The organism is Chryseobacterium tructae, from assembly GCF_030409875.1.
Classification (GTDB): domain Bacteria; phylum Bacteroidota; class Bacteroidia; order Flavobacteriales; family Weeksellaceae; genus Chryseobacterium; species Chryseobacterium tructae.
On sequence record NZ_JAUFQR010000001.1, the window covers coordinates 3,704,195 to 3,727,038 of the forward strand.

20 protein-coding genes and 1 pseudogene are annotated in these 22,844 nt (G+C 36.2%); 13 read left to right on the plus strand and 8 right to left on the minus strand.

Translation table 11 applies throughout. The annotated features are described in order from the left end of the window. The first annotated feature begins 135 nt into the window (after window positions 1-135). From QWZ06_RS18335 to QWZ06_RS18345, 3 genes and pseudogenes are all read left to right on the plus strand, one after another. Complete coding sequence (locus tag QWZ06_RS18335) at window positions 136-2,292, plus strand: S8 family peptidase (RefSeq protein ID WP_290300219.1); 2,157 nt, start codon at window positions 136-138, stop codon at window positions 2,290-2,292. 76 nt (window positions 2,293-2,368) lie between these two features. Continuing rightward, window positions 2,369-4,440: pseudogene (locus QWZ06_RS18340) on the plus strand (alpha-ketoacid dehydrogenase subunit alpha/beta). A gap of 206 nt (window positions 4,441-4,646) precedes the next feature. Further along, window positions 4,647-5,678, plus strand: coding sequence for a bestrophin family protein (locus QWZ06_RS18345; protein WP_290300220.1), 1,032 nt, complete (start codon window positions 4,647-4,649; stop codon window positions 5,676-5,678). Between the two features lie 38 nt (window positions 5,679-5,716). Here QWZ06_RS18345 and QWZ06_RS18350 read toward each other — a convergent pair whose 3' ends face one another. Next, window positions 5,717-6,175: an Lrp/AsnC family transcriptional regulator gene (locus tag QWZ06_RS18350; protein ID WP_290300222.1), complete on the minus strand. Its 459-nt coding sequence runs from the start codon at window positions 6,173-6,175 to the stop codon at window positions 5,717-5,719. A gap of 157 nt (window positions 6,176-6,332) precedes the next feature. Between QWZ06_RS18350 and QWZ06_RS18355 the strand changes: the two genes are divergently transcribed. Beyond that, window positions 6,333-7,559: an aminotransferase class I/II-fold pyridoxal phosphate-dependent enzyme gene (locus QWZ06_RS18355; RefSeq protein ID WP_290300225.1), complete on the plus strand. Its 1,227-nt coding sequence runs from the start codon at window positions 6,333-6,335 to the stop codon at window positions 7,557-7,559. 356 nt (window positions 7,560-7,915) lie between these two features. Here QWZ06_RS18355 and QWZ06_RS18360 read toward each other — a convergent pair whose 3' ends face one another. From QWZ06_RS18360 to QWZ06_RS18370, 3 genes are all read right to left on the minus strand, one after another. Then, a complete protein-coding gene (locus tag QWZ06_RS18360; protein WP_290300226.1) occupies window positions 7,916-8,920 on the minus strand; it encodes a glycosyltransferase family 2 protein in 1,005 nt (334 codons plus the stop codon). An 84-nt stretch (window positions 8,921-9,004) separates the two neighbouring features. Then, complete coding sequence (locus QWZ06_RS18365; protein ID WP_290300229.1) at window positions 9,005-9,406, minus strand: branched-chain amino acid ABC transporter substrate-binding protein; 402 nt, start codon at window positions 9,404-9,406, stop codon at window positions 9,005-9,007. Window positions 9,407-9,420: 14 nt separating this feature from the next. Then, window positions 9,421-10,587, minus strand: a complete 1,167-nt coding sequence (locus QWZ06_RS18370; protein ID WP_290300231.1) for a THUMP domain-containing class I SAM-dependent RNA methyltransferase — start codon at window positions 10,585-10,587, stop codon at window positions 9,421-9,423. Between the two features lie 137 nt (window positions 10,588-10,724). Between QWZ06_RS18370 and QWZ06_RS18375 the strand changes: the two genes are divergently transcribed. Further along, entirely contained in the window at window positions 10,725-11,450 is a 726-nt protein-coding gene (locus tag QWZ06_RS18375; RefSeq protein WP_290300233.1) for a class I SAM-dependent DNA methyltransferase, read from the plus strand. Further along, window positions 11,450-12,160, plus strand: a complete 711-nt coding sequence (locus QWZ06_RS18380) for a ZIP family metal transporter (RefSeq protein ID WP_290300235.1) — start codon at window positions 11,450-11,452, stop codon at window positions 12,158-12,160. The genes QWZ06_RS18375 and QWZ06_RS18380 overlap by 1 nt, the downstream gene beginning before the upstream one ends. Before the next feature lie 82 nt (window positions 12,161-12,242). On the opposite strand, the gene QWZ06_RS18385 is transcribed toward QWZ06_RS18380, so the two are convergent. The 3 genes from QWZ06_RS18385 to QWZ06_RS18395 are packed head-to-tail and all read right to left on the minus strand — an operon-like array spanning window position 12,243 to window position 14,736. After that, window positions 12,243-13,466, minus strand: a complete 1,224-nt coding sequence (locus tag QWZ06_RS18385; RefSeq protein WP_290300236.1) for an OmpP1/FadL family transporter — start codon at window positions 13,464-13,466, stop codon at window positions 12,243-12,245. After that, the gene (locus tag QWZ06_RS18390; RefSeq protein WP_290300238.1) at window positions 13,463-13,621 is read right to left on the minus strand and encodes a hypothetical protein; all 159 of its coding nucleotides are present in this window, start codon (window positions 13,619-13,621) and stop codon (window positions 13,463-13,465) included. Before QWZ06_RS18390 ends, QWZ06_RS18385 begins: the two co-directional genes overlap by 4 nt. 56 nt (window positions 13,622-13,677) lie before the next feature. Then, entirely contained in the window at window positions 13,678-14,736 is a 1,059-nt protein-coding gene (locus tag QWZ06_RS18395; RefSeq protein ID WP_290300240.1) for a prolyl-tRNA synthetase, read from the minus strand. A gap of 142 nt (window positions 14,737-14,878) precedes the next feature. On the opposite strand from QWZ06_RS18395, the gene proS reads away from it, so the two are divergent. From proS to QWZ06_RS18430, 7 genes are all read left to right on the plus strand, one after another. Continuing rightward, entirely contained in the window at window positions 14,879-16,354 is a 1,476-nt protein-coding gene (gene proS / locus QWZ06_RS18400; RefSeq protein ID WP_290300243.1) for a proline--tRNA ligase, read from the plus strand. 116 nt (window positions 16,355-16,470) lie between these two features. Further along, window positions 16,471-16,689 (plus strand): DUF937 domain-containing protein, encoded by a 219-nt coding sequence (locus tag QWZ06_RS18405; RefSeq protein ID WP_290300245.1) that lies wholly within the window; start codon window positions 16,471-16,473, stop codon window positions 16,687-16,689. Then, window positions 16,674-17,801, plus strand: coding sequence for an OmpA family protein (locus tag QWZ06_RS18410; RefSeq protein ID WP_290300246.1), 1,128 nt, complete (start codon window positions 16,674-16,676; stop codon window positions 17,799-17,801). The genes QWZ06_RS18405 and QWZ06_RS18410 overlap by 16 nt, the downstream gene beginning before the upstream one ends. 113 nt (window positions 17,802-17,914) lie before the next feature. Continuing rightward, window positions 17,915-19,252: an Nramp family divalent metal transporter gene (locus tag QWZ06_RS18415; protein ID WP_290300247.1), complete on the plus strand. Its 1,338-nt coding sequence runs from the start codon at window positions 17,915-17,917 to the stop codon at window positions 19,250-19,252. 256 nt (window positions 19,253-19,508) lie between these two features. Continuing rightward, window positions 19,509-20,045, plus strand: a complete 537-nt coding sequence (locus tag QWZ06_RS18420; protein ID WP_290300248.1) for a nucleotide exchange factor GrpE — start codon at window positions 19,509-19,511, stop codon at window positions 20,043-20,045. A gap of 101 nt (window positions 20,046-20,146) precedes the next feature. Further along, a complete protein-coding gene (gene dnaJ, locus QWZ06_RS18425) occupies window positions 20,147-21,265 on the plus strand; it encodes a molecular chaperone DnaJ (protein WP_290300249.1) in 1,119 nt (372 codons plus the stop codon). An 84-nt stretch (window positions 21,266-21,349) separates the two neighbouring features. Continuing rightward, the gene (locus tag QWZ06_RS18430) at window positions 21,350-21,808 is read left to right on the plus strand and encodes a hypothetical protein (RefSeq protein WP_290300251.1); all 459 of its coding nucleotides are present in this window, start codon (window positions 21,350-21,352) and stop codon (window positions 21,806-21,808) included. A gap of 54 nt (window positions 21,809-21,862) precedes the next feature. Here QWZ06_RS18430 and QWZ06_RS18435 read toward each other — a convergent pair whose 3' ends face one another. Further along, the gene (locus QWZ06_RS18435) at window positions 21,863-22,747 is read right to left on the minus strand and encodes a DUF808 family protein (RefSeq protein ID WP_290300252.1); all 885 of its coding nucleotides are present in this window, start codon (window positions 22,745-22,747) and stop codon (window positions 21,863-21,865) included. Window positions 22,748-22,844: the final 97 nt, after the last annotated feature.

The window sequence follows — 22,844 nt, forward strand, 5'->3', positions numbered from 1 at the left end:
TATTTTAAATCAAAAACAAATAAAAATACAAAAATTAATGCAAAAAACAAAATTATAAACACTAAAAAAGGAATAAAAATACAATATTCATATATTTGAAAAAACACAACAACTCTTAAACATTTATCAAATATTATGAAGAAAATCTTTATTTCGATCAGCATCTTGACTATTTCATTAGCAGGTGCGCAAAAAAAGAATGAGTCTCTGAAAAGAGAATTTGAAAAACAAAGATCAGAAGACGTTCGAAAATTTGAAGCTTATGTTGCTAAAAATTTTGGATCAAACAGAAATCAGGAAGCTTCAAAAGAAATTGAAGAACAAAGAGCTAGCCTGGCTGGCTTTACAGATGGCAATAAGCCCTATTTCTACACAATTCATGACCTGGATCAGGTCAAAAACTCCAATTCCGACTTTCTTCAAGGAGGTAATATTACCGGATTAACAGGTTCCTTTAATGGCGAAAATATCAAATTCACCATTTTTGATGGCAGCACTGTGTCCAGTACAGCAAGGGTATTTGCGGCGCATGTTTTATTCGATAATGCCACCAACAGAATTACCAATAAAGAGGATTCCACTCTTGATTATGGAAACCACGCTACTGCCGTAGCTAGTTTTATTGGAGCAAAAAACCATCCATTTACTTTAACTTTTACCAACGGATCGACCAGACAGGTTAATTTCAGAGGAATTGCCCCCAACTGCACTATTGATGCGTACTCCTTTGGCACCACAACACTTCCAGGAGAAACAGCCTCAAGTAATGTATTTCAGAAAATTTTAAAAGCAGCTCCTAACATTTCTAATCATTCTTACGGAATCAATGCAGGCTGGGATATTCAGCAAATCAATAATGAAAATGCATGGGTCTGGAAGGGGTCTTTTACGCCTTCAGCAACATCTTATGACATGCAGGGCTCCTATGTCATCAATGATAGACTTTATGATCTACTTGTTTATAGCGACCCTTCATATATTATTGTAAAATCTGCAGGAAATTCATTCGGAATGGGAAGTCCTAATTATTCTACCTCCGCTGCTAGTTTTAAAAAATATTACAAAAACGCTTCAGGAAACTGGACTGAATTTGCTGCAACAGACACGCCTGCTCCCTCCAACTGCGCACAAGGTTATGATTGTATCTCACCGGGATCGGTAGCTAAAAATATCATTTCAGTAGCTGCTACAGATAGAATTACAACAAATGATGCCAGATACACAACCTCTTCAGATGTAGTTCATTCAAGCTATAGCAGTGCCGGCCCGAGAGATGATGGAGGAATAAAACCTGATATTACAGCCGTAGGAACTGATGTTGCAAGCGCATCTACTGATAATAATTCAACAGGTGGCAGCAAAGCATCTGTTGGAAGCGGTACTTCTTATTCCGCTCCAATTGTTACAGGAATCATTGGACTTTGGACACAGATCAATAAGCAATTATTTGCGGGAAGCTTGTTAAATGCAGCATCTGCAAAAACCCTAACGATTCATTCTGCCTTAGAAGCAGGCAATATAGGTCCGGATCCACAATTTGGCTGGGGATTTATTAACGCTAAAAAAGGAGCAGAGCTTCTTGTAGGAAAATCTAACAATACAGTTATTTTTAATGATGAAACATTAACAAGCGGGACTCCAAACCGCAAAACAGTCATTGCATCTGGAAGTGAACCTTTAAAGGTAACCATTTCCTGGGTTGATCCTGAATACTCAAATGTTGATAATGATACTCCTTTAGCAACTTTGTATAATAACAGAGTATCCAAACTAGTGAATGATTTGGATTTAAGAATCACTGACATCACAACAAACACAGTGTATCTACCTTGGAAACTAGATCCTACCAACCCTATGACAGCAACAAAAGGAGATAATACTGTAGATAATGTAGAACAAGTAATAGTAGATGCCCCAGTTGCAGGAAGAACATACAAAATAGAAATTACAAACAAAGGTACTTTAAAAAATAGCGATGCTGAAAATGCACCTCAAAATTATTCTGTTATAGTGACCGGATATAGCGAAGTATTAGGAACCAAGGAATCTAAAGCGGGAATTTTAAACAGCCTTTCTGTTGCACCTTCTGTTACAAAAGATGTAACAAACATTCTAAAAGCGCCTATAAAATCTACCTTCTCTGTTTATGATATGTCCGGTAAAAAATTACGCACCGGCACGATCAATAGCGACAAGGAATCCATTGATTTATCGACTTATACAAAAGGAATTTACATCATCGAAGTTAAAACAGACAAAGACGTTATTTCTAAAAAAATAATTAAAGAATAATCAGTAAAATCACTTTTTTTTTGCAAAATACTAACAGTTGTTAGTATTTTGTTTTTTTTATATATATTTGTCTCCTATGGAAAATGCACTTCACGAAAAAGTTTCTCAGGATATTTTACTTAAAGCGTATCATCACATGATGCTTGCTAAGGCTATGGCAGATATTTATGAGGAAAACAGAAATATTTGTAAATATGTTCATAGTACTTCAAGAGGCCACGAAGCCATCCAGTTAGCAACCGCTTATCAATTAAAAAAAGAAGACTGGGTTTCTCCTTATTACAGAGACGAAAGTATTCTTTTAGGAATCGGTTTTGAACCTTACCAACTGATGCTTCAATTACTGGCTAAAGCTGACGATCCTTTTTCAGGAGGTAGATCTTATTACTCACACCCTTCAAGCAGAGATGAAAACAAACCAAAGATCATCCACCAAAGTTCTGCTACCGGAATGCAAACCATCCCTACAACCGGGGTTGCACAGGGATTAAAATATATTCAGGATTTCAATCTTCAAGAGTTTGAAAACAATCCTGTTGTAGTTTGTAGTCTTGGCGACAATTCTGTAACAGAAGGTGAAGTAAGTGAGGCATTACAATTTGCAGCATTACACCAGCTTCCGATCATCTTCCTGGTTCAGGATAATGAATGGGGAATTTCTGTTACCAAAGAAGAAGCCAGAACCTGTGATGCCTACGATTTTGTAGCAGGATTTACAGGATTAAGCAGAATGAGAGTTGATGGAACTGATTTCGTAGAGAGCTTCGAGGCCATGAAAAAAGCCGTAGATTTTGTAAGAACAGAGAGAAAACCTTTAGTAGTCTGTGCAAAAACAGTATTAATTGGTCACCACACTTCAGGAGTAAGAAGAGAATTCTATAGAGACGAAGAAGATTTAACGAAACATAGAGCTAAAGATCCGGGAGAAATCCTTAGAAAACACTTACTGGAAACGGGTACAGATGAGGATCTTTTAAAACAAATCACCAAAAAGACACGCCTGGAAGCGGAAGAAGCTTTTGAAAAAGCTAAAAATGCAGAAGATCCAAAGCCTGAAACGGTGATGCAACACGTATTTGCCCCGACTCCAATTACGGAAGAAACAGGAACTCGTGAACCTGCCAACGGAGAAAAGATTGTCATGGTTGATGCAGCCATTCATGCCATACAAGAATTGATGTGGAAACATCCGGAAGCTCTTCTCTACGGACAAGATGTAGGAGAGAGAATCGGTGGAGTTTTCCGTGAAACAGTAACCCTTGGAAAAAAATTCGGGAGTAAAAGAGTTTTCAATACAGCTATTCAGGAAGCTTATATTATCGGTTCCACTACAGGGATGAGTGCTGTAGGCCTAAAACCAATTGTTGAAGTTCAGTTTGCTGATTATATTTACCCTGGAATCAACCAACTGATCACAGAAATTTCAAAATCTAACTATTTAAGTGGTGGAAAATTCCCGGTAAGCAATATTATCCGAGTACCTATTGGAGCTTACGGCGGCGGCGGTCCATACCATAGTGGCAGCGTTGAAAGCATCCTTGCTAATATTAAAGGAATAAAAATAGCATATCCAAGTAATGCAGCAGATTTCAAAGGATTATTAAAGGCTGCTTATTACGATCCGAATCCAGTAGTCATGTTGGAACACAAAGGGTTGTATTGGAGTAAAGTTCCTGGAACTGAAGATGCTAAAACCATTGAGCCTGCTGAGGATTACGTTCTTCCATTCGGAAAAGGCAAAGTAGTGATTGAAGCCGATCAAAATGAAATGGAAAAAGGCAGAACATTATTAGTAGTAACTTACGGAATGGGTGTTTACTGGGCTAAAGAAGCAGTGAAGAACTTTAACGGAAGAGTTGAAGTCATTGATTTAAGAACATTAATCCCTCTGGATGAAGAACTTGTGTTGAAAGAGTAAAAGCCCATGGAAAGTGTATCGTTCTTACGGAAGAACAGCTTAACAATTCTTTTGCAGAAGCATTTGCACACCGTATTGCTAAAAACTGTTTCAAATATCTGGATGCTCCGGTAGAAACCATGGGATCTTTAGATGTACCTGCAGTTCCTATCAATCTGGTACTGGAAAAAGAAATGCTGCCCAATGCAGAAAAGCTTTCCAAAAAGATCGAAGAAATGTTACAATATTAAATCAATATAAAATAAGACCTCTAAAAAAAATTAGAGGTTTTTTTATGCATTTTTTTTACTACTTTTATTTAAGATTATCAAACTCAATCCGAGAACATTATCATCAAACAGAAACTGAAATTAAATTTATAACAGGCATTCCCTTACTAAACACTTAAAAAGTTTGGTACTTATTTTGTCTGTACACGCAAAACACATTCCTCTTTATGATCACTACTAAATACGTCAATTATAAACAAGTTCTCAATCTATCCGGAGTACATCTTATTTTAATATCAATTTGGTGCACCTTGATTGCTGTTCTGTTTTATTTTTTCAACTGGCATTGGATGTCTATTCCGTGGGTACCAGTTGCCTTGATTGGTACAGCAGAAGCATTCCTTGTGGGATTCAAGAACAACCAGGCTTATGACCGACTTTGGGAAGCCCGAAAAATCTGGGGTGGAATCGTAAACTCCAGCCGTTCATTTGCGGCTATGGTACAGGCGTTTGACACAAAAAATGAAGAAATAGGTGTTTTTGATCTTGAAGATCGAAAGAAAAAAATTATCTATCGTCATATTGCATGGTTATACACATTCCGTGAACAGCTTTTGGTACCAACAGAATGGGAACACATCAGCAGTGATAATAATAAATTCGGAAATATTAACCTTAGGAGAAACAGATTGATCAAAGCGGGCTTTCCGGATTATGGAAGAGCTCCTATTTTCTTACATAAATATCTTTCCGAAGAAGAATATGAATTAAAAAGCGAATATAAAAACTTTGCCACCTATTTGATTTCTCAACAGGCAAAAGATATCAACGAACTAAAAAACATGAATGCCATCACAGATTTCAACCAGACACAGTTACAAAACAGTCTGAACGAATTTTATGGTTTTCAGGGGCAGGCAGAAAGAATCAAAAAATTCCCTTCCCCAAGACAATTTGCCAGTACAGCGTTTGTCTTTAATATTCTGTTCATCACCTTACTCCCTCTTGGATTAGTGAATGAATTTGCAAAATTAGGAGACTGGGGAATCTGGACATCTATTCCTTTCTGTATCATCATTGGTTGGGTCTACATCATCATGGAGCTTGTAGGTGACTATTCGGAAAATCCTTTTGCAGGATTAATGTTTGATGTTCCCATGCTTTCCATCTGTAGAACCATTGAAATTGACCTTCTTCAAATGGTAGGAGAAACAGAATTACCGGATCCGATCGCTTCTAAAAAAGGAGTCTTAGTTTAAGTAGAAAATTCAAATAGTAATTTTCGTCACTATAATTTTCACAAAACAATTGCTGTGGTATTTTTCACCTCAGAAATCATAAATGAGCTGTGCGTGCTTGCGATGTGTTGAATCGTCGTAAGCTTCGTCAGCATAAAGTTTCGGTAATCTTCAATATTCTTTACTCCTATTTTGAGAATATAATCATAATCTCCGCTTACATGGAAACATTCTGTAACCTCCAGAAGATTCATCACTTCTTTTTCAAACTGGAGAACAAACTCTTTCTTGTGCTGTGTTAATTTTATATGGCACAACACAATAAATTCACGGTTGATCTTTTTCCTGTCCAATAATGCCACATATTTTGAAATAATACCTCCGTTTTCCAACTTTTTAATCCGTTCATATACAGCTGTAACCGACAATCCAAGCTTACCAGACAACGCTTTGGTGGTTTGTTTGCAGTCTTCCTGTAAAAACAGCAACAATTTTTTATCAGTTTCGTCAAGTTCCATAGATAAATTTTTGGTGAAAATTTAATATTTCCGAAGATAGCAATTATATTTTCTAAATAAACAACATTTTCCAGTTTTATATTCTATAAATTCAAATTTATATTGTAATAATTAGGAAAATGATGCAAATTAGGCCAGTAAAATAAAAACAATGCTTATGGAAAACTTTAATGCAGCCAACGAGATCCAGGATCTTCAGTATTTTGGCGAATTCGGAGGAGTAAACCCTTCTATTTCTGACAGCTCTACCTATACTTTCCTTTCTGCAAAGACTATGTTTGATACTTTTGAAGGGAATGCAGAAGGATGTTATCTATATTCCAGACATTCATCTCCCATGAATCTTTATCTGGCGCAAGCGCTGGCCAAAATGGAAAATACAGAATCTGCTAACGTTACAGCATCCGGAATGGGAGCCATTACTTCTGTTTTGATGCAGGTATGCAAAAGTGGAGACCATATTATTTCAAGCAGAACTATTTATGGAGGAACGTATGCCTTTCTTAAAAACTTTTTACCACAATTCAATGTAGCAACCACTTTCGTTGATATCAATAATTTTGATTCAATAGAAAATGCAATCACACCTAATACAAAAGTAATCTATTGTGAAAGTGTAAGCAATCCGTTACTTGAAGTAGCTGACCTTAGAAAGCTTTCTGAAATTTGTAAAAAACACAATTTAAAACTGATTGTAGACAATACATTTTCTCCTCTTTCCATCTCGCCTCAATTATTCGGTGCAGATGTTGTGATCCACAGCTTAACTAAATTTATCAATGGAAGCAGTGATACTGTTGGTGGCGTATATTGTGGTACCCAGGCCTTCATTGACGATACTAAAAATGTAAATTCCGGAGCATGTATGCTTTTGGGACCTACTATGGACAGCTTAAGAGCATCAAGCATCCTTAAAAACCTCAGAACCCTTCATATCAGAATAAAACAACATAGCCACAACGCTATGTATCTTGCCGAAAGATTTGAACAAGATGGTTTAAAAGTATCCTATCCAGGATTGCCTTCCCATAAAAATCATGAGCTGATGAAGAGCATGATTGATGATGAATATGGATTCGGAGGACTATTAACTCTGGATGCAGGAACTACAGAAAAAGCCAATGAATTGATGGAAATGATGCAAACAGAAAATCTTGGATACCTTGCTGTAAGCTTAGGATTCTACAAAACATTGTTCTCCTGCTCAGGAAAATCTACATCATCTGAAATCCCTGAAGAAGAACGTGCTTCAATTGGTATTTCCGATGGATTAATCAGATTCTCAATTGGCTTAGATCACGATATCAAAAGAACTTATCATAAAATGAAAGAATGTATGCTGAAAGTAGGCATTCTTACCCATGAAAACATCTCTATATCCTAAATTTTATTGTACAAAAGAAGGCTGTCTCCAATGAAACAGCCTTCTTTATTTTTTATTCAAAAATTCCATTATTTTAATTACAAACCAAATCTGTGAGATGTAGGATCAGCCGGATAAAATTATATGTTTTTAAGTTTTGGCTAAAGCCAATGGAATTTTATTTTTATAGTAAATGTGCTAAAGCCCATTTCTACTGAATATTTTCCCTCATTAGTTTACCATTAAATCAACGAGAGAAATATCTACCTTAATCAGCTTTATCGGAGATAAATCTCGCACCTTACAACATAAAGCGTAAAAAATCTTCGCGTTTTCCAACAAAAAAAATCGAAAGATACCACGGAACAGACAGCTAATTATTTCTTATGATAATGATGCGGAAATGCATCCTCCGGTTTCATTCTGAAAATATTCAGCAGAACCCAGGATTTTAAGAATCCATATCCGTAAGAAAACATCTGAATATAAGTAGAAATGACCGCCATTCCGGCAATACTTATATTTTTAGTTAACAATAAAGCGTGGAAAAACACCAAAAATGTATATAATCCATAGAAAGCAAGAATAAATCCTTTTCCCAACATAAAATATTCAATAAACCCCATAAGGTATCCCAACATAAATAAGGTAGGAAATGCAAAGGATATTTTCACATAATTCGGATGTCTTTGATTAAGGATCGGTCTTGCACAGCCAAATTGATACACCTGCTTAGAAAACTTACCAAGGTCTACTCTGCGCTTGTGATATACTGCAATATCATCAAAAAAAGCCGTTGTAAATCCGTTCTCCCAAAGTGTCATCGATAAATCCGGATCCTCTCCTATTCTCATTTCGGAAAAGCCTCCTACTTTTTTAAAGGCCGTTTTTTTCACCCCCATATTAAAACTTCTGGGCTGAAATTTTGAAACGGCTTTTTTACTTCCTCTAATTCCTCCGGTCGTAAAAACAGAAGTCATAGAATACGAAATCGCTTTTTGCATCAGATTAAAACCTTTATGAGCTTTATCTGCACCTCCAAAAGCATCACAAGGAATGGTCAGGATATCTTTTTTGATATGTTCAATATAATCTTTTTCAACAATCACATCACTGTCTACAAACACGAGCCATTCATTAGCGGCTCTTTCTGATCCATAATTTCTTGTAAGCCCTGGCCCTGAATTGTCTTTTCTGAAATATTTAATATCCAGAATCTCTTCAAAATTCTTGATCGTAGGTTTCAGATCAATGATTGAACCATCATCAACGATAATAATCTCAAACTCTTTATCAGTCTGTTGGGTCAAAGAAGTCAGCAACTCGAAAAGTTCATCCTTTCGGTTGTAAATAGCAACAATAATAGAAATACTAGGTTTCAAATTGAAAATTTTTCAAAATTACTTATTCGGGGAGGAAACCACAAACAGTTTAACAGCTTATTGGGAGAATTAATCTTAATAATCTTAAATAAACACTCCAGATTTATAGTAAACACACATCACCAAAGCAATAAAAAATGCGATTACAGAACAGCTAAAAAAAAGCAGCTTGAAAATGCTTTTGAAATAATAAAGCTCCAGAAGATTCAGAAGAAAAAATAATACACCCGAAATCGCTACTCCTATTATTGTAGATACAATCAAAGCTGATGTTTGATCTCCTACAGGCAATGGCTTATGAAAAACAACAAAAAAGAGAAAGACAGACGCAAGAATAAATCCTGCGCTGACCTTCTCTGTAAAATATTTATCTTTTTTCTTATCCTTTTTTCGAGCACGAGCTTCAGAATCTTTCACTGGCTCAGTTGCCACAATAGAAGCCGCATCTGCTAATAGCCCTAAAATCTCAAGAATATTCCAAGACATAGTTAAAGTTAGCTTTAAGATTTATCCTCTAATTTATGAATCTTCTTCGTTCCTTCATACATTTCGTACTGTAAAAATCTCGTTTCCAGCTTTCCGTTGAAAAGTTTGATCTTTCTTGAAGGACGTAACCCAATTTTCTTCACTGCCTCAAGGTCAGATGAAATCAGCCAAGCAAGGGTATTCGGATAATTCGTCTTAAAGGTATCCCCTATTTTTTTATAGAAATCATCATCATTAATCGAGATTCTCTCATCATAAGGAGGATTAAATACCATTAATAATGGGAAAAGTTCTTTCTTAGAATCAAAGAAATTCTGTTTTTTGATCTCGATCACATCCTCCATTTCTGCGGCTTCTACATTCATTCTGGCAGCATTCAGCATTCTGGCATCAATATCATACCCTACAATCTTCCCATCAAATTGTCTCACTCTGTTAACTCTGAATTCTTTGATTTTCGAGAATAAATCAGCATCATAGTTTTTCCAGTTCTGGAATCCGAATCTTTTTCTGAAAATCTGAGCCGGAAGATCCATGGCAATCATCACTGCTTCAATCAATAATGTTCCCGAACCACACATGGGATCTAGGAAATTACCTTTTCCGTCCCAGCCTGCCAATTGCAGCATTCCACTAGCCAAAACCTCATTGATTGGAGCTTCACCCTGCTCTCTTCTATATCCTCTTTTGAATAAAGCATCACCAGAAGAGTCCATAGAAATCATCACCAATTCTCTATCAATATGAAGATGGAACTTAATATCCGGATTTCTGGTTTCTACATTCGGACGTCTTTTAAATTTATCCTGAAAATAATCTACAATAGCATCCTTCATTTTTAAGGTTACAAATTGAGAATGTTTGAAGGTTTCAGAGTTTACCGTTGAATCAATCGAGAAAGACTGATCTACATCCATAAATTCCGCCCAATCAAATTTGAACAGCCTATCATAAAACTGATGCTGGTTAAAAGCTTTGAACTCATGAATCGGCACTAATATTTTTAACGCTGTTCTTGCAGAATAATTGATTTTATAAAGAAAACCAAGATCTCCTTCACAATTCACTGCTCTGTTTTTAATTTCAACCTTTCTCCCGCCTAATTTCTTGATCTCTTCTGCCAGAATTTGTTCTAATCCGAAGAATGTTTTGATCTGTATTGGTAGATTTTCTATATCCATAATTTTGAATTAAAAGTTTTAAAGCATTAATAATTAAAAGATTAACCATCCAATTCATTGGTCAATTGAATTTTTCAATCTTTCCATGTTGTAAAATACTTTGCTTTTAAGACCACAAATTTAGTTATTTTTGCATTATGGAATGGTTTGAATCTTGGTTTGATACCCCTTATTATCATTTGTTGTATAGCAACAGAGACTATACTGAAGCTGAAAACTTCATCACAAAACTTACTGCGGATCTACAGCTTCCGCCTCAATCTAAGATCATTGATCTTGCCTGCGGAAAAGGAAGACACTCTGTTTTCCTCAATAAATTAGGCTATGATGTTTTAGGTCTGGATCTTTCAAGACAAAGTATTGAATCTGATAAACAATATGAAAATCAAACCCTGATTTTCCAGGTTCACGATATGCGAAACCCAATTGATGCAGATCCGATGGATGCTGTTTTCAATTTATTTACAAGTTTTGGATATTTTGATAATGAAAATGACGACAAAAAGGTTTTCCAATCTGTATACAATGCATTGAAACCCGGTGGATATTTCGTTTTAGATTATCTGAACGAAGAATATGTCAGAAATACCATGGTTCCGGAAACGTTAATTACCCGTGGTGATATTGATTTTAAGATTTTGAAAAAGATTGAAGGCAGACACATTATTAAAGATATCCGTTTTGAAACAGAAGGAAAATCTTTTCATTTCTTTGAAAAAGTAAAACTTCATACGCTGGAAGCCATCCATGCTTATGCCTCTGATTGTGGCTTTGAAAGAATAAAAATATGGGGAGATTATCAACTGAACGAATTTAACAAAGAAACTTCCCCACGTTGTATCAATTTATTTAAGAAAAAATAATGGTAACAGTACTTTTACTGATTTTAAGTGTAGTAACAGGAGTCTATCTGGGAAAACACTTTGGTAAAAAGGAAAAACTGGCTAAAAACCTACTGATATTAAGTGCAGGTTTCCTGATTACAATTTGTCTGAATGAAGTATTTCCTCAGGTCTATACTTCTTCAACAGGCAGCAGCCTGGGAATATTTGTCATCGCAGGAGTTCTTCTGCAAATGATCCTGGAGGCTCTTACCAAAGGTTTCGAACACGGACACTTCCACCATCATGGTGAACATAATATTCTTCCAATGGCTTTAATGGTAGGGTTATTCATCCACGCCTTTATTGAAGGAATCCCATTGGCTAATGAAGAACATGAATTATCTCCCTATCTTTTAGGGATTGTATTTCATAACCTTCCTATTTCATTTATTCTGGGAGCATTTTTATTCAATAGAAAAGGAGAATCAAAAAGTTCTTCATCTTATCCGTCATTACTGATCGTAGCCTTATTTGCATTAGCATCACCTATGGGAATGTTATTGGGAAATTATTTTAATCCTAACCTGCAGCCTTATTTTCTGGCGATTGTAGGAGGAATCTTTTTACACATTTCATCCGTGATTATTTTTGAAAGCAATAAGAACCACAATATTGACTGGGTGAAAATAGGACTTGTTGTATTAGGAGTTTCTTTAGCTCTGGTTATGCACCTTTTCCATCATCATTAAAAATAAAAATATTTAAACATAAAAAAGCTCTGGACTACAAAATCCAGAGCTTTTATTTTTATTTCCTTATATCGATTGAAAATTAGAATTTCCAACCCACAGTAAGGAAGAAATTATTTCTGCTATTTTTAACTTCACTTACAGCATAAGCGTCATTCTCATAGATAGACTTAGAACCTGTTGAATAATAAGCACTATCATAATCATTTCCAATAAGTCCTCTTACAGAAGGACTACTATACTTGGAAGTTATATTCTGATAAGATGCATCAACATAAAATGCTTTGAAATCATATCCAATACCGAATGAAACTAAATTTCTATCGCTCAGCATCAGATTACTATATGATTGATCTCCTACATTACCTGCATTATCAAATCGGGTAATGGTAAGAGCATCTAGAGGATTGGATAAATAAGAATATCCACCTCTTAATCTAAATTGCTGAACTCTATATTCTGCTCCTACTCTTACTTCCGACATGTTCTTATAATTCTCTTTAAAGAATGAATTAAGATCACGTTCTATGTTACCATATACTTTATAATCAGGTTTTGTAAGCCCTAATGTATAGTCTACGTTCAATGAGAAGTTTTTATTGGCTACAAATGCAGCACTCACAGTTGCTTTAAGTGGAGAAGTAAATTTTCTATTTTCTGATCCTATCCCATTTCCATAGTCCGGATTATTATAGAAGCTAAAATCACGATCTATACTCCAGAATGTAGGGGTTTCAAGGGTTGCTCCTACTCTGAAATTAGGACTTAATTTTCCAATTACCCCTAATGATGCAGAGAAACCTGAAGCTCTTTCCCAATAAGGACTATCCTGTTTGTGAAAGTAATCAACACTATTATTATTAGCCATTCTAAATGCCAATTGGTCAGTCTGATCAACTGAAGCATTGAAAAAGTTCAATCCTGCTCCAATGTAGAAATTATGATTATAATTGGCACCTACACCAAAACTCATCTTTGATAAATTCCCAGATCTGTAATATTGATGTCCTGCTAGTGTTGCATTTCCATCTGGTAACTTAGCTGTAATATTTGCATTTCCCGGAGATTCTACAACATTATCAAGAGACTGATTAGAAAAATTAACCCCAACATTAATAAACTTCCATGCGGATTTAGTCAATAATGGAAAAGCAATGATTCCACCTGCATTTCCTAAATCACCTCTCGTTTTGCTGTAATCTACTGTGGAGCCTCCTAAAGAAGTACTGTTCTTATTACCCATGATAGATAAAGTTGCCGAAGCTTCTCCCGAAATAGCAACTCCCAGACCTGCAGGGTTAGTCAATAATGAATTGGCATCCCTCCTAATGCACCATTAGCACCAGCCATACCATTAAACTTAGCAGATCCAACCATTGGACTGCTTGAATAAACATCTATAGTATTTCTTATTAATGAAACATCCTGAGCCTGTGCATAAAATGCAGCAGAAATACTCATTAATACTAAAGATTTTTTTAACATTATTTTTTTAATAGTTTTTATGAAGTTGAATATTATCTGAAGCCGCCAGATCTAGAACCTCCGCCACCAGATGAACCGCCTCTAAAGCCTCCGCCACCGGATGAACCACCGGATCTAAAGCCTCCTCCAGAGTTGTTGAAACCACCGTTGCTTCTAAAGCCACCGGAATCACCGGATCTGAAACCACCATTATTGTATCTTGGCTGTTGCTGCGGAGTTGTATTACGGAATCCTCCTGAATCTGAATTTCTAAAACCACCAGAGTTTCTGAAACCTCCATTCGAGTTTCCATTTCTAAACCCTCCAGAATCTCCGTTTCTAAAACCACCGGAGTTAGAATTTCTGAATCCACCGGAATTAGAGTTTCTAAACCCATTAGCATCTCTGAACCCGTTATTATTTCTAGCAGTATTGGTTCTGTACACAGCATTGCCCATACCTGAACCACTATTACCACTTCTCATATAAATTCTGTTATAACCGCCCCAGTAGCCACCTCCGTAGCCCCATGGGTTGCCATAGTAACCACCCCAGAATGGATCATAGAATCCGCCCCAATAAGGAGAATATCCATAACCCCACGGGCCGCCCCAACCGATAGAGCCACCCCAGCCCCAACCGAATGATCCGCCCCAGCCCCAGGAAAGACCGGCACCCCAGCCCCAGCCACGGTTCCAGCCCCATGGGCTATAACCTCCATACCATCCCCAAGGAGATCCCCAGGAATTATCATAGTAATTGGTTTGCGCACCTGCATACATTCCCCAGTCAGAGTCTGTAGCATTGGTATTCCAACCGGTTCCGCTCCATTCGTTATATTTATTTTGCTGTTCTCTTGAATTCGTCTGTGCATTTTGAATCACATTGGAATCCTGGTAGTAGTCGTAATAATCTCCTACTCTGTTCCCGCTACCATTAATGATAACTCCTTCTGGCAGCGTATCCTTATTAGGGTCATAATATACCCCATCTGTCTCGCTATACCCTCCCATCTGAGCACCACAAGACATAAGCAATAATCCACCTGATATTGCTAATACCCCTTTGGATTTTAGCAGACCAAGTAAATTTTTATGTATATTTCTTTTCATGATAACGTAAAAATTTTTAATTTAAATTATATTTGCAATCTGTACCAAAAATGTACCAATACTGATTAAAAAATCTATCAAAAATAGATTTTTATTTTTAGATAACAATAATGTGCAAAAGTTAAAAAAATTTTAAAAGATAATGGCAAAATTAACCTCAAGAAGCGAAGATTACAGCAAATGGTATAATGAGCTGGTTGTAAAAGCTGATTTAGCTGAAAACTCAGGAGTGCGTGGATGTATGGTAATCAAACCGTATGGCTATGCAATCTGGGAAAAAATGCGTGATGAAATGGATAAAAAATTCAAAGAAACAGGTCACGTTAACGCATACTTCCCGCTTTTTGTACCCAAAAGCTTATTTGAGGCTGAGGAAAAAAATGCAGAAGGTTTTGCAAAGGAATGTGCGGTAGTTACTCACTACAGACTAAAAACAGATCCTAATAATCCTTCAAAACTGATTGTAGATCCGGATGCAAAACTGGAAGAAGAACTCATCGTTCGTCCTACATCTGAAGCGATTATCTGGAATACTTATAAAAACTGGATCCAGTCTTACAGAGACTTACCTATCCTTATCAATCAATGGGCAAATGTTGTACGTTGGGAAATGAGAACCCGTCTATTCCTTAGAACGGCAGAATTCTTATGGCAGGAAGGGCATACCGCTCACGCTACAAAAGAAGAAGCGGTAGAAGAAGCTGAAAAAATGAATGAAGTATATGCAGATTTTGCAGAAAACTTTATGGCAATGCCGGTAATTCAGGGATTAAAGACTCCTTCTGAGAGATTTGCAGGAGCAGATGAAACCTATTGTATTGAAGCACTTATGCAGGATGGTAAAGCTCTTCAGGCAGGAACATCTCACTTCTTAGGTCAGAATTTTGCGAAAGCATTTGACGTAAAATTCACCAATAAAGAAGGAAAGATAGAACACGCATGGGCAACATCTTGGGGAACTTCTACTCGTTTGATGGGAGCATTGATCATGACTCACTCTGACGATTTCGGATTGGTATTGCCTCCAACATTGGCTCCAATTCAGGTCGTAATTGTCCCTATCTTTAAAGGGGAAGAACAATTGGCACAAATCAGCGAAGTTGCTTTAGATATTCAGGCTAAATTAAAAGCTAAAGGTATTTCTGTGAAATTTGATAATGATACTCAGAACAAACCAGGATGGAAATTCGCTGAATACGAATTGAAAGGTGTTCCGGTAAGAATTGCAATGGGACCAAGAGACCTTGAAAATAAGTCTGTTGAAATTGCAAGAAGAGATAACCTAACCAAAGAAGTTCGTTCTATTGAAGGTTTAGATGTTTATATTGAAGAGTTATTGAAAACGATTCAACAGGATATCTATAATAAGGCCGCTAACTTCAGAAAAGACAACATCACCAAAGTAGATACTTATGAAGAGTTCAAGAAAGTTCTTGAAGAAAAAGGAGGATTTATCTACGCGCACTGGGATGGTACAGCTGAAGAAGAAGAACAAATTAAGGATGAAACGAAAGCTACGATCAGATGTATTCCTTTAGATGATGACATTGAAGAAGGTATTTCATTGATTTCAGGGAAACCATCTAAGAGACGTGTATTATTCGCAAAAGCGTATTAATAAATTTAACGATTTTAAAAAAAATCGTTAAATTTTAAAGAATTATTCAAAAAAAAATGACATTTAGACGGATTTTTGTTTAAATTTATCTCAACATTAATCTAAAAAAATTTATTATGTCTTTAAATGTCATTGATTTAATTAAAGGACAATTAGGTCCTGCTTTGGTTTCACAGGCTGCTTCACAGTTTGGAGAAAGCGAATCAGGAATTTCTAAAGCAATTGGTGGTTTATTACCTGCTGTAGTAGGTGGATTAGCCAATAACGCAGACAACCCTGGCGTTGTGGATGCTATTACAAAGCCTCTTCAAGTGGTATTTTGGGAAATCTATTAGGTGGATCATCTAATAACCCTATCATCTCCACTTTATTATCTTCTCTTTTTGGAGATAAGGTGGGCGGATTAGTGAATTCCATTGCCAGTTTTTCAGGAATCAGCAACAATTCTGCAGGTTCTTTGTTAAACCTGGTGACCGGGGCTACAGTAGGCACAGTGGGAAAATATGCAGCAGACAATAATTTGGGTGCTTCAGGTATTTCCGGCTTACTGAATGATCAGAAAGGCATTATTTCTTCTTTACTGCCTGCAGGTCTTTCTTTGGCTTCTTTTGGATTAGGAGCTGAAAATTGGTTTGGTCAGGCTAAGGAGACCGTTTCTTCAGTAACTTCTACTGCTAAGGATAACATCGCTGAAGGTGTTGCTACGGCAAGAGAAAATGTGAGCGAAGGAGCGAGAGAAATAAGAGAACAATTTGAAAATAACAACAATAATAATCAAGGAGGAGGTTCAATCTGGAAATGGTTGCTTCCGCTTTTATTATTAATTGCTGCTGGATATTTCCTTTGGAAGCAGTGTGAGAAGAAGCAAACAACAACTACAATGACTTCTACCTCAGACTCAACAGGAACCCATACAGATACAACTTCTGCAACAACATCCACGCCAGCTACCACCGCTACACCTGCTGCTAAAACCGATGAAAACATCGACCTTAACGGAGTAATGCTGAAAGGATATAAAGGTGGTATGGAAGATCAAATGATCACATTCCTTAAATCTGGAGGATACAAAAACGCAGCAGATGATGCAGCATTAAAAGACAAATGGTATGATTTTGACCATGTTAACTTCAAAATAGGAAAGTCTACAGAACTAGAAACAGGTTCACAAGGACAATTGGATAACCTGGTAGCCATCCTTAAAGCTTTCCCAGAGTCTAAAATCAAAATCGGTGGCTATACTGATAAGACAGGGAACGAAGCTTCTAATGTAAAATTATCTCAGGAAAGAGCTGATTTCATTAAAGCTGCTTTAGCGAAAGCTGGAGTTGGAGCACAAGTAATCGGAGCGGAAGGTTACGGAAGTAAATTTGCTAAAGTAGATGCTAAAGCTTCTGATGCTGAAAGAGCTGCAGATAGAAAAATGTCTATAAGATTTGCTAAATAATCTTTAGAACCAATAAAAATTGAATCCCGGAAAGTTATTTTCGGGATTTTTTTATGCCATGATTTTTGTGTTTACATTTATTTAATTAAATTTGTTAGTCATTTCTAACATTTATGAATTTCAATTTAAAAAGCGCCTGGCGAAAAGATAAAACCTCACACTCTTTATCAGAAGTGTATTCTTCTATTAAAGTACCTAAAAAGGCTAGTTTCTGGAGAAAATACCTTGCTTTTGCAGGACCTGGTCTTATGATTGCGGTAGGGTACATGGATCCTGGAAACTGGGCTACGGATATTGCCGGAGGTGCTCAGTTTGGGTATACTCTACTTTCTGTTATTCTTATTTCCAATATTTTTGCAGTGGTTTTACAACATTTATCTGTAAAACTTGGAGTAGTTGCGGAAAGAGATTTAGCACAGGCTTGTAGGGATCATTTCAGTCCTACAACCAATTTTATTCTCTGGGTATTCTGTGAAATAGCCATTGCCGCCTGTGACCTTGCCGAGGTCATTGGTTCTGCCATTGCTTTAAACCTACTGTTTCATATTCCTTTAACATGGGGAATTGTCATTACAACGGTAGATGTACTGATCATTCTGTTACTGCAAGCCAAAGGATTCCGATGGATTGAGAGTATTGTAGGTGGGCTTATTTTTATTATCCTAGCCTGCTTTGCTTATGAAATTGTAATTTCAAAACCTGCTTTTAATGAAATTCTGGGTGGGCTAGTTCCGCAAAAAGAAATTATTCAAAATCCTGCCATGCTTTATATTGCCATTGGGATTTTAGGAGCTACTGTAATGCCACACAATCTATACTTACATAGCAGTATTGTACAGACCAGAGATTACACCCGTGATACTGAAGGAAAGAAAGAGGCTATTAAATTTGCAACTTTAGATAGTACAGTATCATTGATGTTGGCATTTTTTATCAATGCAGCCATTTTAATCCTGGCAGCAGCCACATTTCACACTACAGGAAACGAACATGTAGCTGATATTCATGACGCTTACCAGATGCTAACCCCGATTTTAGGAGCATCAATGGCAAGTATTGCATTTGCGATTGCTCTATTGGCTTCTGGACAGAACTCCACGCTTACCGGAACTTTAGCTGGCCAGATCGTCATGGAAGGCTTTTTAAATATTAAACTAAAACCATGGCTGCGAAGATTGATTACAAGACTTATTGCTGTGATTCCTGCATTGATTGTTGCTATCCTTTACGGAGAAAAAGGAACAACGGAATTATTAGTTTTAAGCCAGGTAATCCTGTCTATGCAATTAAGCTTTGCTGTAGTTCCTCTTGTCATGTTTACCAATGATAAGGCTAAAATGGGTGAATTTGTGAATAAACCATTCTTGAAGTTTTGTGTATGGATTATTACCATTATTATCATTGTTTTAAATCTATATCTGTTGTATCAAACGTTTACAGGAGAGCAATAATCTGATATAGAAATTTCCAATATCCGAGATATCAAAGTTCAAATTTCAGAGTTGAGAGTATTGTATATTCAATCGTCTTAAGTCTAAAACTTGAACTTTTATTTTTTTCACCTCCTTTCTTCCATCTATTCGACTCTTATCTCTGAGCCTCGTACCGATATAGTCTTCCTTTTCTTGCTTATTTTTCTGCCTTAATGTCCTGTTTTTTCCTTTGGCAGAGTCTTTGCGAAACATTCATGTAAATAAATATTGAATTATGGAAAATCAGGATATTAACGAAGAAAGCATCAATAATCAGGAAGATAACAATGTTCAGAATGAGGCTACGGCTCAGGACAATGTGACAGTGGCTCCTTCTGCAGAAGAACTTTTGGCAGAAGAAAAAGACCGTTACATCAGATTATATGCTGAATTCGAAAACTATAAAAAAAGAACTTCTAAGGAGAAAATGGAATTCTTCCAATATGCCAATCAGGATATGATGGTTTCTATGTTGGGCGTTTTAGATGATTTTGAAAGAGCATTAAAAGAGATCGCTAAAAACGGAAACCCGGCTGATCTTCAAGGAGTAGAACTTATCTATCAGAAATTTAAAAATAAACTTACTGAAAAAGGATTAAAAGCTATGGAAGTGAGCGCTGGTGACAGCTTCAATGTAGATTTCCATGAGGCTATTACTCAAATTCCGGCTCCATCAGAAGAGTTGAAAGGGAAAATCGTAGATGTTATTGAAACAGGATATACTTTGGGTGATAAGGTAATCCGTTTTGCAAAAGTAGTAACAGGAAACTAAAATTCATAAATGATAGATGATGAGTGATAATTGATGAATGTTTCACTTATTAGCTTTACAATATCTTTTATCATTTATCAGTAATCAATTATACAATTGTCATGTCAAAAAGAGATTATTACGAGGTTCTTGAGATCAGCAAATCTGCATCTGCCGACGAAATAAAAAAAGCATACCGTAAAATGGCCATCAAATTCCACCCGGATAAAAATCCAGGGGATAAAGAGGCTGAAGAGAAATTTAAAGAAGCTGCTGAAGCTTATGAAGTACTAAGCGACGATCAGAAACGTGCCAGATATGACCAATTCGGTCACGCCGGAATGGGTGGAAATGGAGGTTTCGGAGGCGGAGGCTTCGGAGGCGGAATGAACATGGAAGATATTTTCAGCCAGTTTGGAGATATTTTCGGTGGTGGTTTCGGAGGATTCGGCGGTGGCGGCGGTGGTCGTCAGCAGGTGAAAGGTTCTAATTTAAGAATCAGAATCAAGCTGAACCTTGAGGAAATGGTAAACGGAACTCACAAAACCATTAAAGTAAAGAAAATGAAGATGGCGGAAGGTGCCACTTCAAAAACATGTCCTACCTGTAACGGTTCGGGTGTTCAACTTAAGGTAATGAACACTATGTTTGGTCAAATGCAGACTCAAACGACTTGTGGAACTTGTCAGGGTATCGGAAAGGTTGCAGATAAAATTCCTGCCGGGGCAAATGCTCAGGGTCTTGTAAAAGATGAAGAGGAAATCACAATCAATATTCCTGCTGGAGCAAGAGATGGAATTCAGCTTAATGTAAGAGGAAAAGGAAACGATGCTCCGTTTGGTGGTACTCCTGGTGATCTATTAGTGATCATTGAAGAGGAAGTTGATCAAACGATTAAGAGAGAAGGCGATAACCTTCACCAGGAATTGTATGTTTCATTTGCTGAAGCAGCTTTAGGAACGAAAAAAGAAATTCCTACAGTAGGTGGAAAAGTAAAAATTACCGTTGATCCAGGAACTCAATCTGGAAAAATCTTAAGATTAGCAGGAAAAGGTCTTCCAAGTATCGACAGTTATGGTAAAGGAGACATGTTTATTCACATCAACGTATGGACTCCGCAAAAGCTTAATAAGGAGCAAAAAGATTTCTTTGAAAAGCAAATGTCCAGTGGAGATATGGTTGCAGAGCCTTCCGGAAAGGAGAAAACTTTTTTTGATAAAGTAAAAGATTTATTCAATTAATATAATATAGAAAGGATTCCTACGGGAATCCTTTTTTCGTATATATCACAAAGCTTTAATTTAGTTCTCAAATAAATTAAAGCCATGAAAAAAGTATCAATTTGTCTTTTCATATTGTTAGTTACAATTACTTCTTGTAAAGATGAAAAATCACCACTCATTATTAAAGAAAATAAATCGGCGACTAAAAAGTATAATTTACCTAATGATGAATTTCGTGAAAAAATACTTTCTAAAATTAAACACGAAAACGACAAAAAGAAACTTGAAAAACTTTTACAAGATTTAGATAAAAAGAATTTAAGTTTTTGCAATTTTGTAAAAAATGAATTTAAAATAGATGATTCTTGCTATAGCGCTGCATTAAAAAGATACCCTGCCCCAGAAATGCAGAAAGAATTTATGAAAGTTCATAATGATATATATGAGATTGCTCAAAAAAAATATTTACAACAAATAGGTATAACTGATAAAGACGCAAACTTTTTAACAGTAGTATACTCTTTTGATCAAAATGTTCAAAAACTATGTGGTAAATACTAATAAAAAAACCTGCATGTTTTTGATGCAGGTTTTCTTCTATATGGTAGTGATAGTTTATTTTTTTGCAACTAAAGAATACATTCCTTTTCCTAAAGTGAAGACAGCAACCGCTGCCAATCCGCCAACAATTCCAAGCATAAGCTTTTTCAAAACATCCGGCCAAGTTGGAAGTAATCCATGAAAAAATTCTATTCTATGTAGAAAAATTTCACCAGCAACCATTACTAAGGCAATTGTTCCTACAACTCCTAATATTTTAATAACAATAGGCAAAGCCTTCACTAATATATGCCCAAGCTTTCCAAAAAAACCTTTATCGTTACTTTTCTTTATTAATTTAAACCCTGCATCATCCATTCTTACAATAAGAGCTACAATTCCATAAACTCCAACAGTCGCAATAAATGCAACCAAGCTCGTTACTAAAATCTGTGTAATGAAAGGATGGCTTTCTTCCAATACGGTTCCTAAAGCAATAATAACGATCTCGATTGATAAAATAAAATCCGTTGTAATTGCCGATTTTACTTTCTGTTTTTCTATTTCTTCTGAACTTTTTTCTTCTTCTACAATTTCCTCTATAACTTCATGCCCCTTTTTGTGACGATGAAAAAGAAATTCTATTATTTTTTCAACTCCTTCAAAGGCCAGATAGAATCCTCCAAGGATCAACACATAATTAATAGCCGGAGCATACAACCAATTGAGTAAAAAAACGATAGGAAGAATAATGAGTTTATTGATAAACGAGCCTTTTGTGATCGCCCATAATACCGGAAGTTCTCTGGAAGAAAGAAAGCCTGTGGCTTTTTCTGCATTTACAGCCAGATCATCTCCCAAAATTCCTGCTGTTTTTTGTGTAGCTATTTTACTGGTAACCGCTACATCATCCATCAATGCAGCAATATCATCTAAAATTGCAAAAAAGCCTGATGCCATATTTTAATATTTTTTTAATCTCTGTTAACTTTCGCAAAAATAAATATTTAATTCTATTTTCAAACGGTTTATTAAAACAATAATTTAAAGAATAAAA

Excerpts from the sequence above, each read along its gene's own strand:
- QWZ06_RS18395 (WP_290300240.1), bottom strand. The coding sequence starts at position 14,736 with ATGAAAAGAAATATACATAAAAATTTACTTGGTCTGCTAAAATCCAAA.
- QWZ06_RS18375 (WP_290300233.1), top strand. The coding sequence starts at position 10,725 with ATGGAATGGTTTGAATCTTGGTTTGATACCCCTTATTATCATTTGTTG.
- QWZ06_RS18390 (WP_290300238.1), bottom strand. The coding sequence starts at position 13,621 with ATGAGTATTTCTGCTGCATTTTATGCACAGGCTCAGGATGTTTCATTA.
- proS (WP_290300243.1), top strand. The coding sequence starts at position 14,879 with ATGGCAAAATTAACCTCAAGAAGCGAAGATTACAGCAAATGGTATAAT.
- QWZ06_RS18370 (WP_290300231.1), bottom strand. The coding sequence starts at position 10,587 with ATGGATATAGAAAATCTACCAATACAGATCAAAACATTCTTCGGATTA.
- QWZ06_RS18365 (WP_290300229.1), bottom strand. The coding sequence starts at position 9,406 with ATGTCTTGGAATATTCTTGAGATTTTAGGGCTATTAGCAGATGCGGCT.
- dnaJ (WP_290300249.1), top strand. The coding sequence starts at position 20,147 with ATGTCAAAAAGAGATTATTACGAGGTTCTTGAGATCAGCAAATCTGCA.
- QWZ06_RS18430 (WP_290300251.1), top strand. The coding sequence starts at position 21,350 with ATGAAAAAAGTATCAATTTGTCTTTTCATATTGTTAGTTACAATTACT.
- QWZ06_RS18335 (WP_290300219.1), top strand. The coding sequence starts at position 136 with ATGAAGAAAATCTTTATTTCGATCAGCATCTTGACTATTTCATTAGCA.
- QWZ06_RS18355 (WP_290300225.1), top strand. The coding sequence starts at position 6,333 with ATGGAAAACTTTAATGCAGCCAACGAGATCCAGGATCTTCAGTATTTT.
- QWZ06_RS18415 (WP_290300247.1), top strand. The coding sequence starts at position 17,915 with ATGAATTTCAATTTAAAAAGCGCCTGGCGAAAAGATAAAACCTCACAC.
- QWZ06_RS18435 (WP_290300252.1), bottom strand. The coding sequence starts at position 22,747 with ATGGCATCAGGCTTTTTTGCAATTTTAGATGATATTGCTGCATTGATG.
- QWZ06_RS18350 (WP_290300222.1), bottom strand. The coding sequence starts at position 6,175 with ATGGAACTTGACGAAACTGATAAAAAATTGTTGCTGTTTTTACAGGAA.
- QWZ06_RS18380 (WP_290300235.1), top strand. The coding sequence starts at position 11,450 with ATGGTAACAGTACTTTTACTGATTTTAAGTGTAGTAACAGGAGTCTAT.
- QWZ06_RS18345 (WP_290300220.1), top strand. The coding sequence starts at position 4,647 with ATGATCACTACTAAATACGTCAATTATAAACAAGTTCTCAATCTATCC.
- QWZ06_RS18405 (WP_290300245.1), top strand. The coding sequence starts at position 16,471 with ATGTCTTTAAATGTCATTGATTTAATTAAAGGACAATTAGGTCCTGCT.
- QWZ06_RS18420 (WP_290300248.1), top strand. The coding sequence starts at position 19,509 with ATGGAAAATCAGGATATTAACGAAGAAAGCATCAATAATCAGGAAGAT.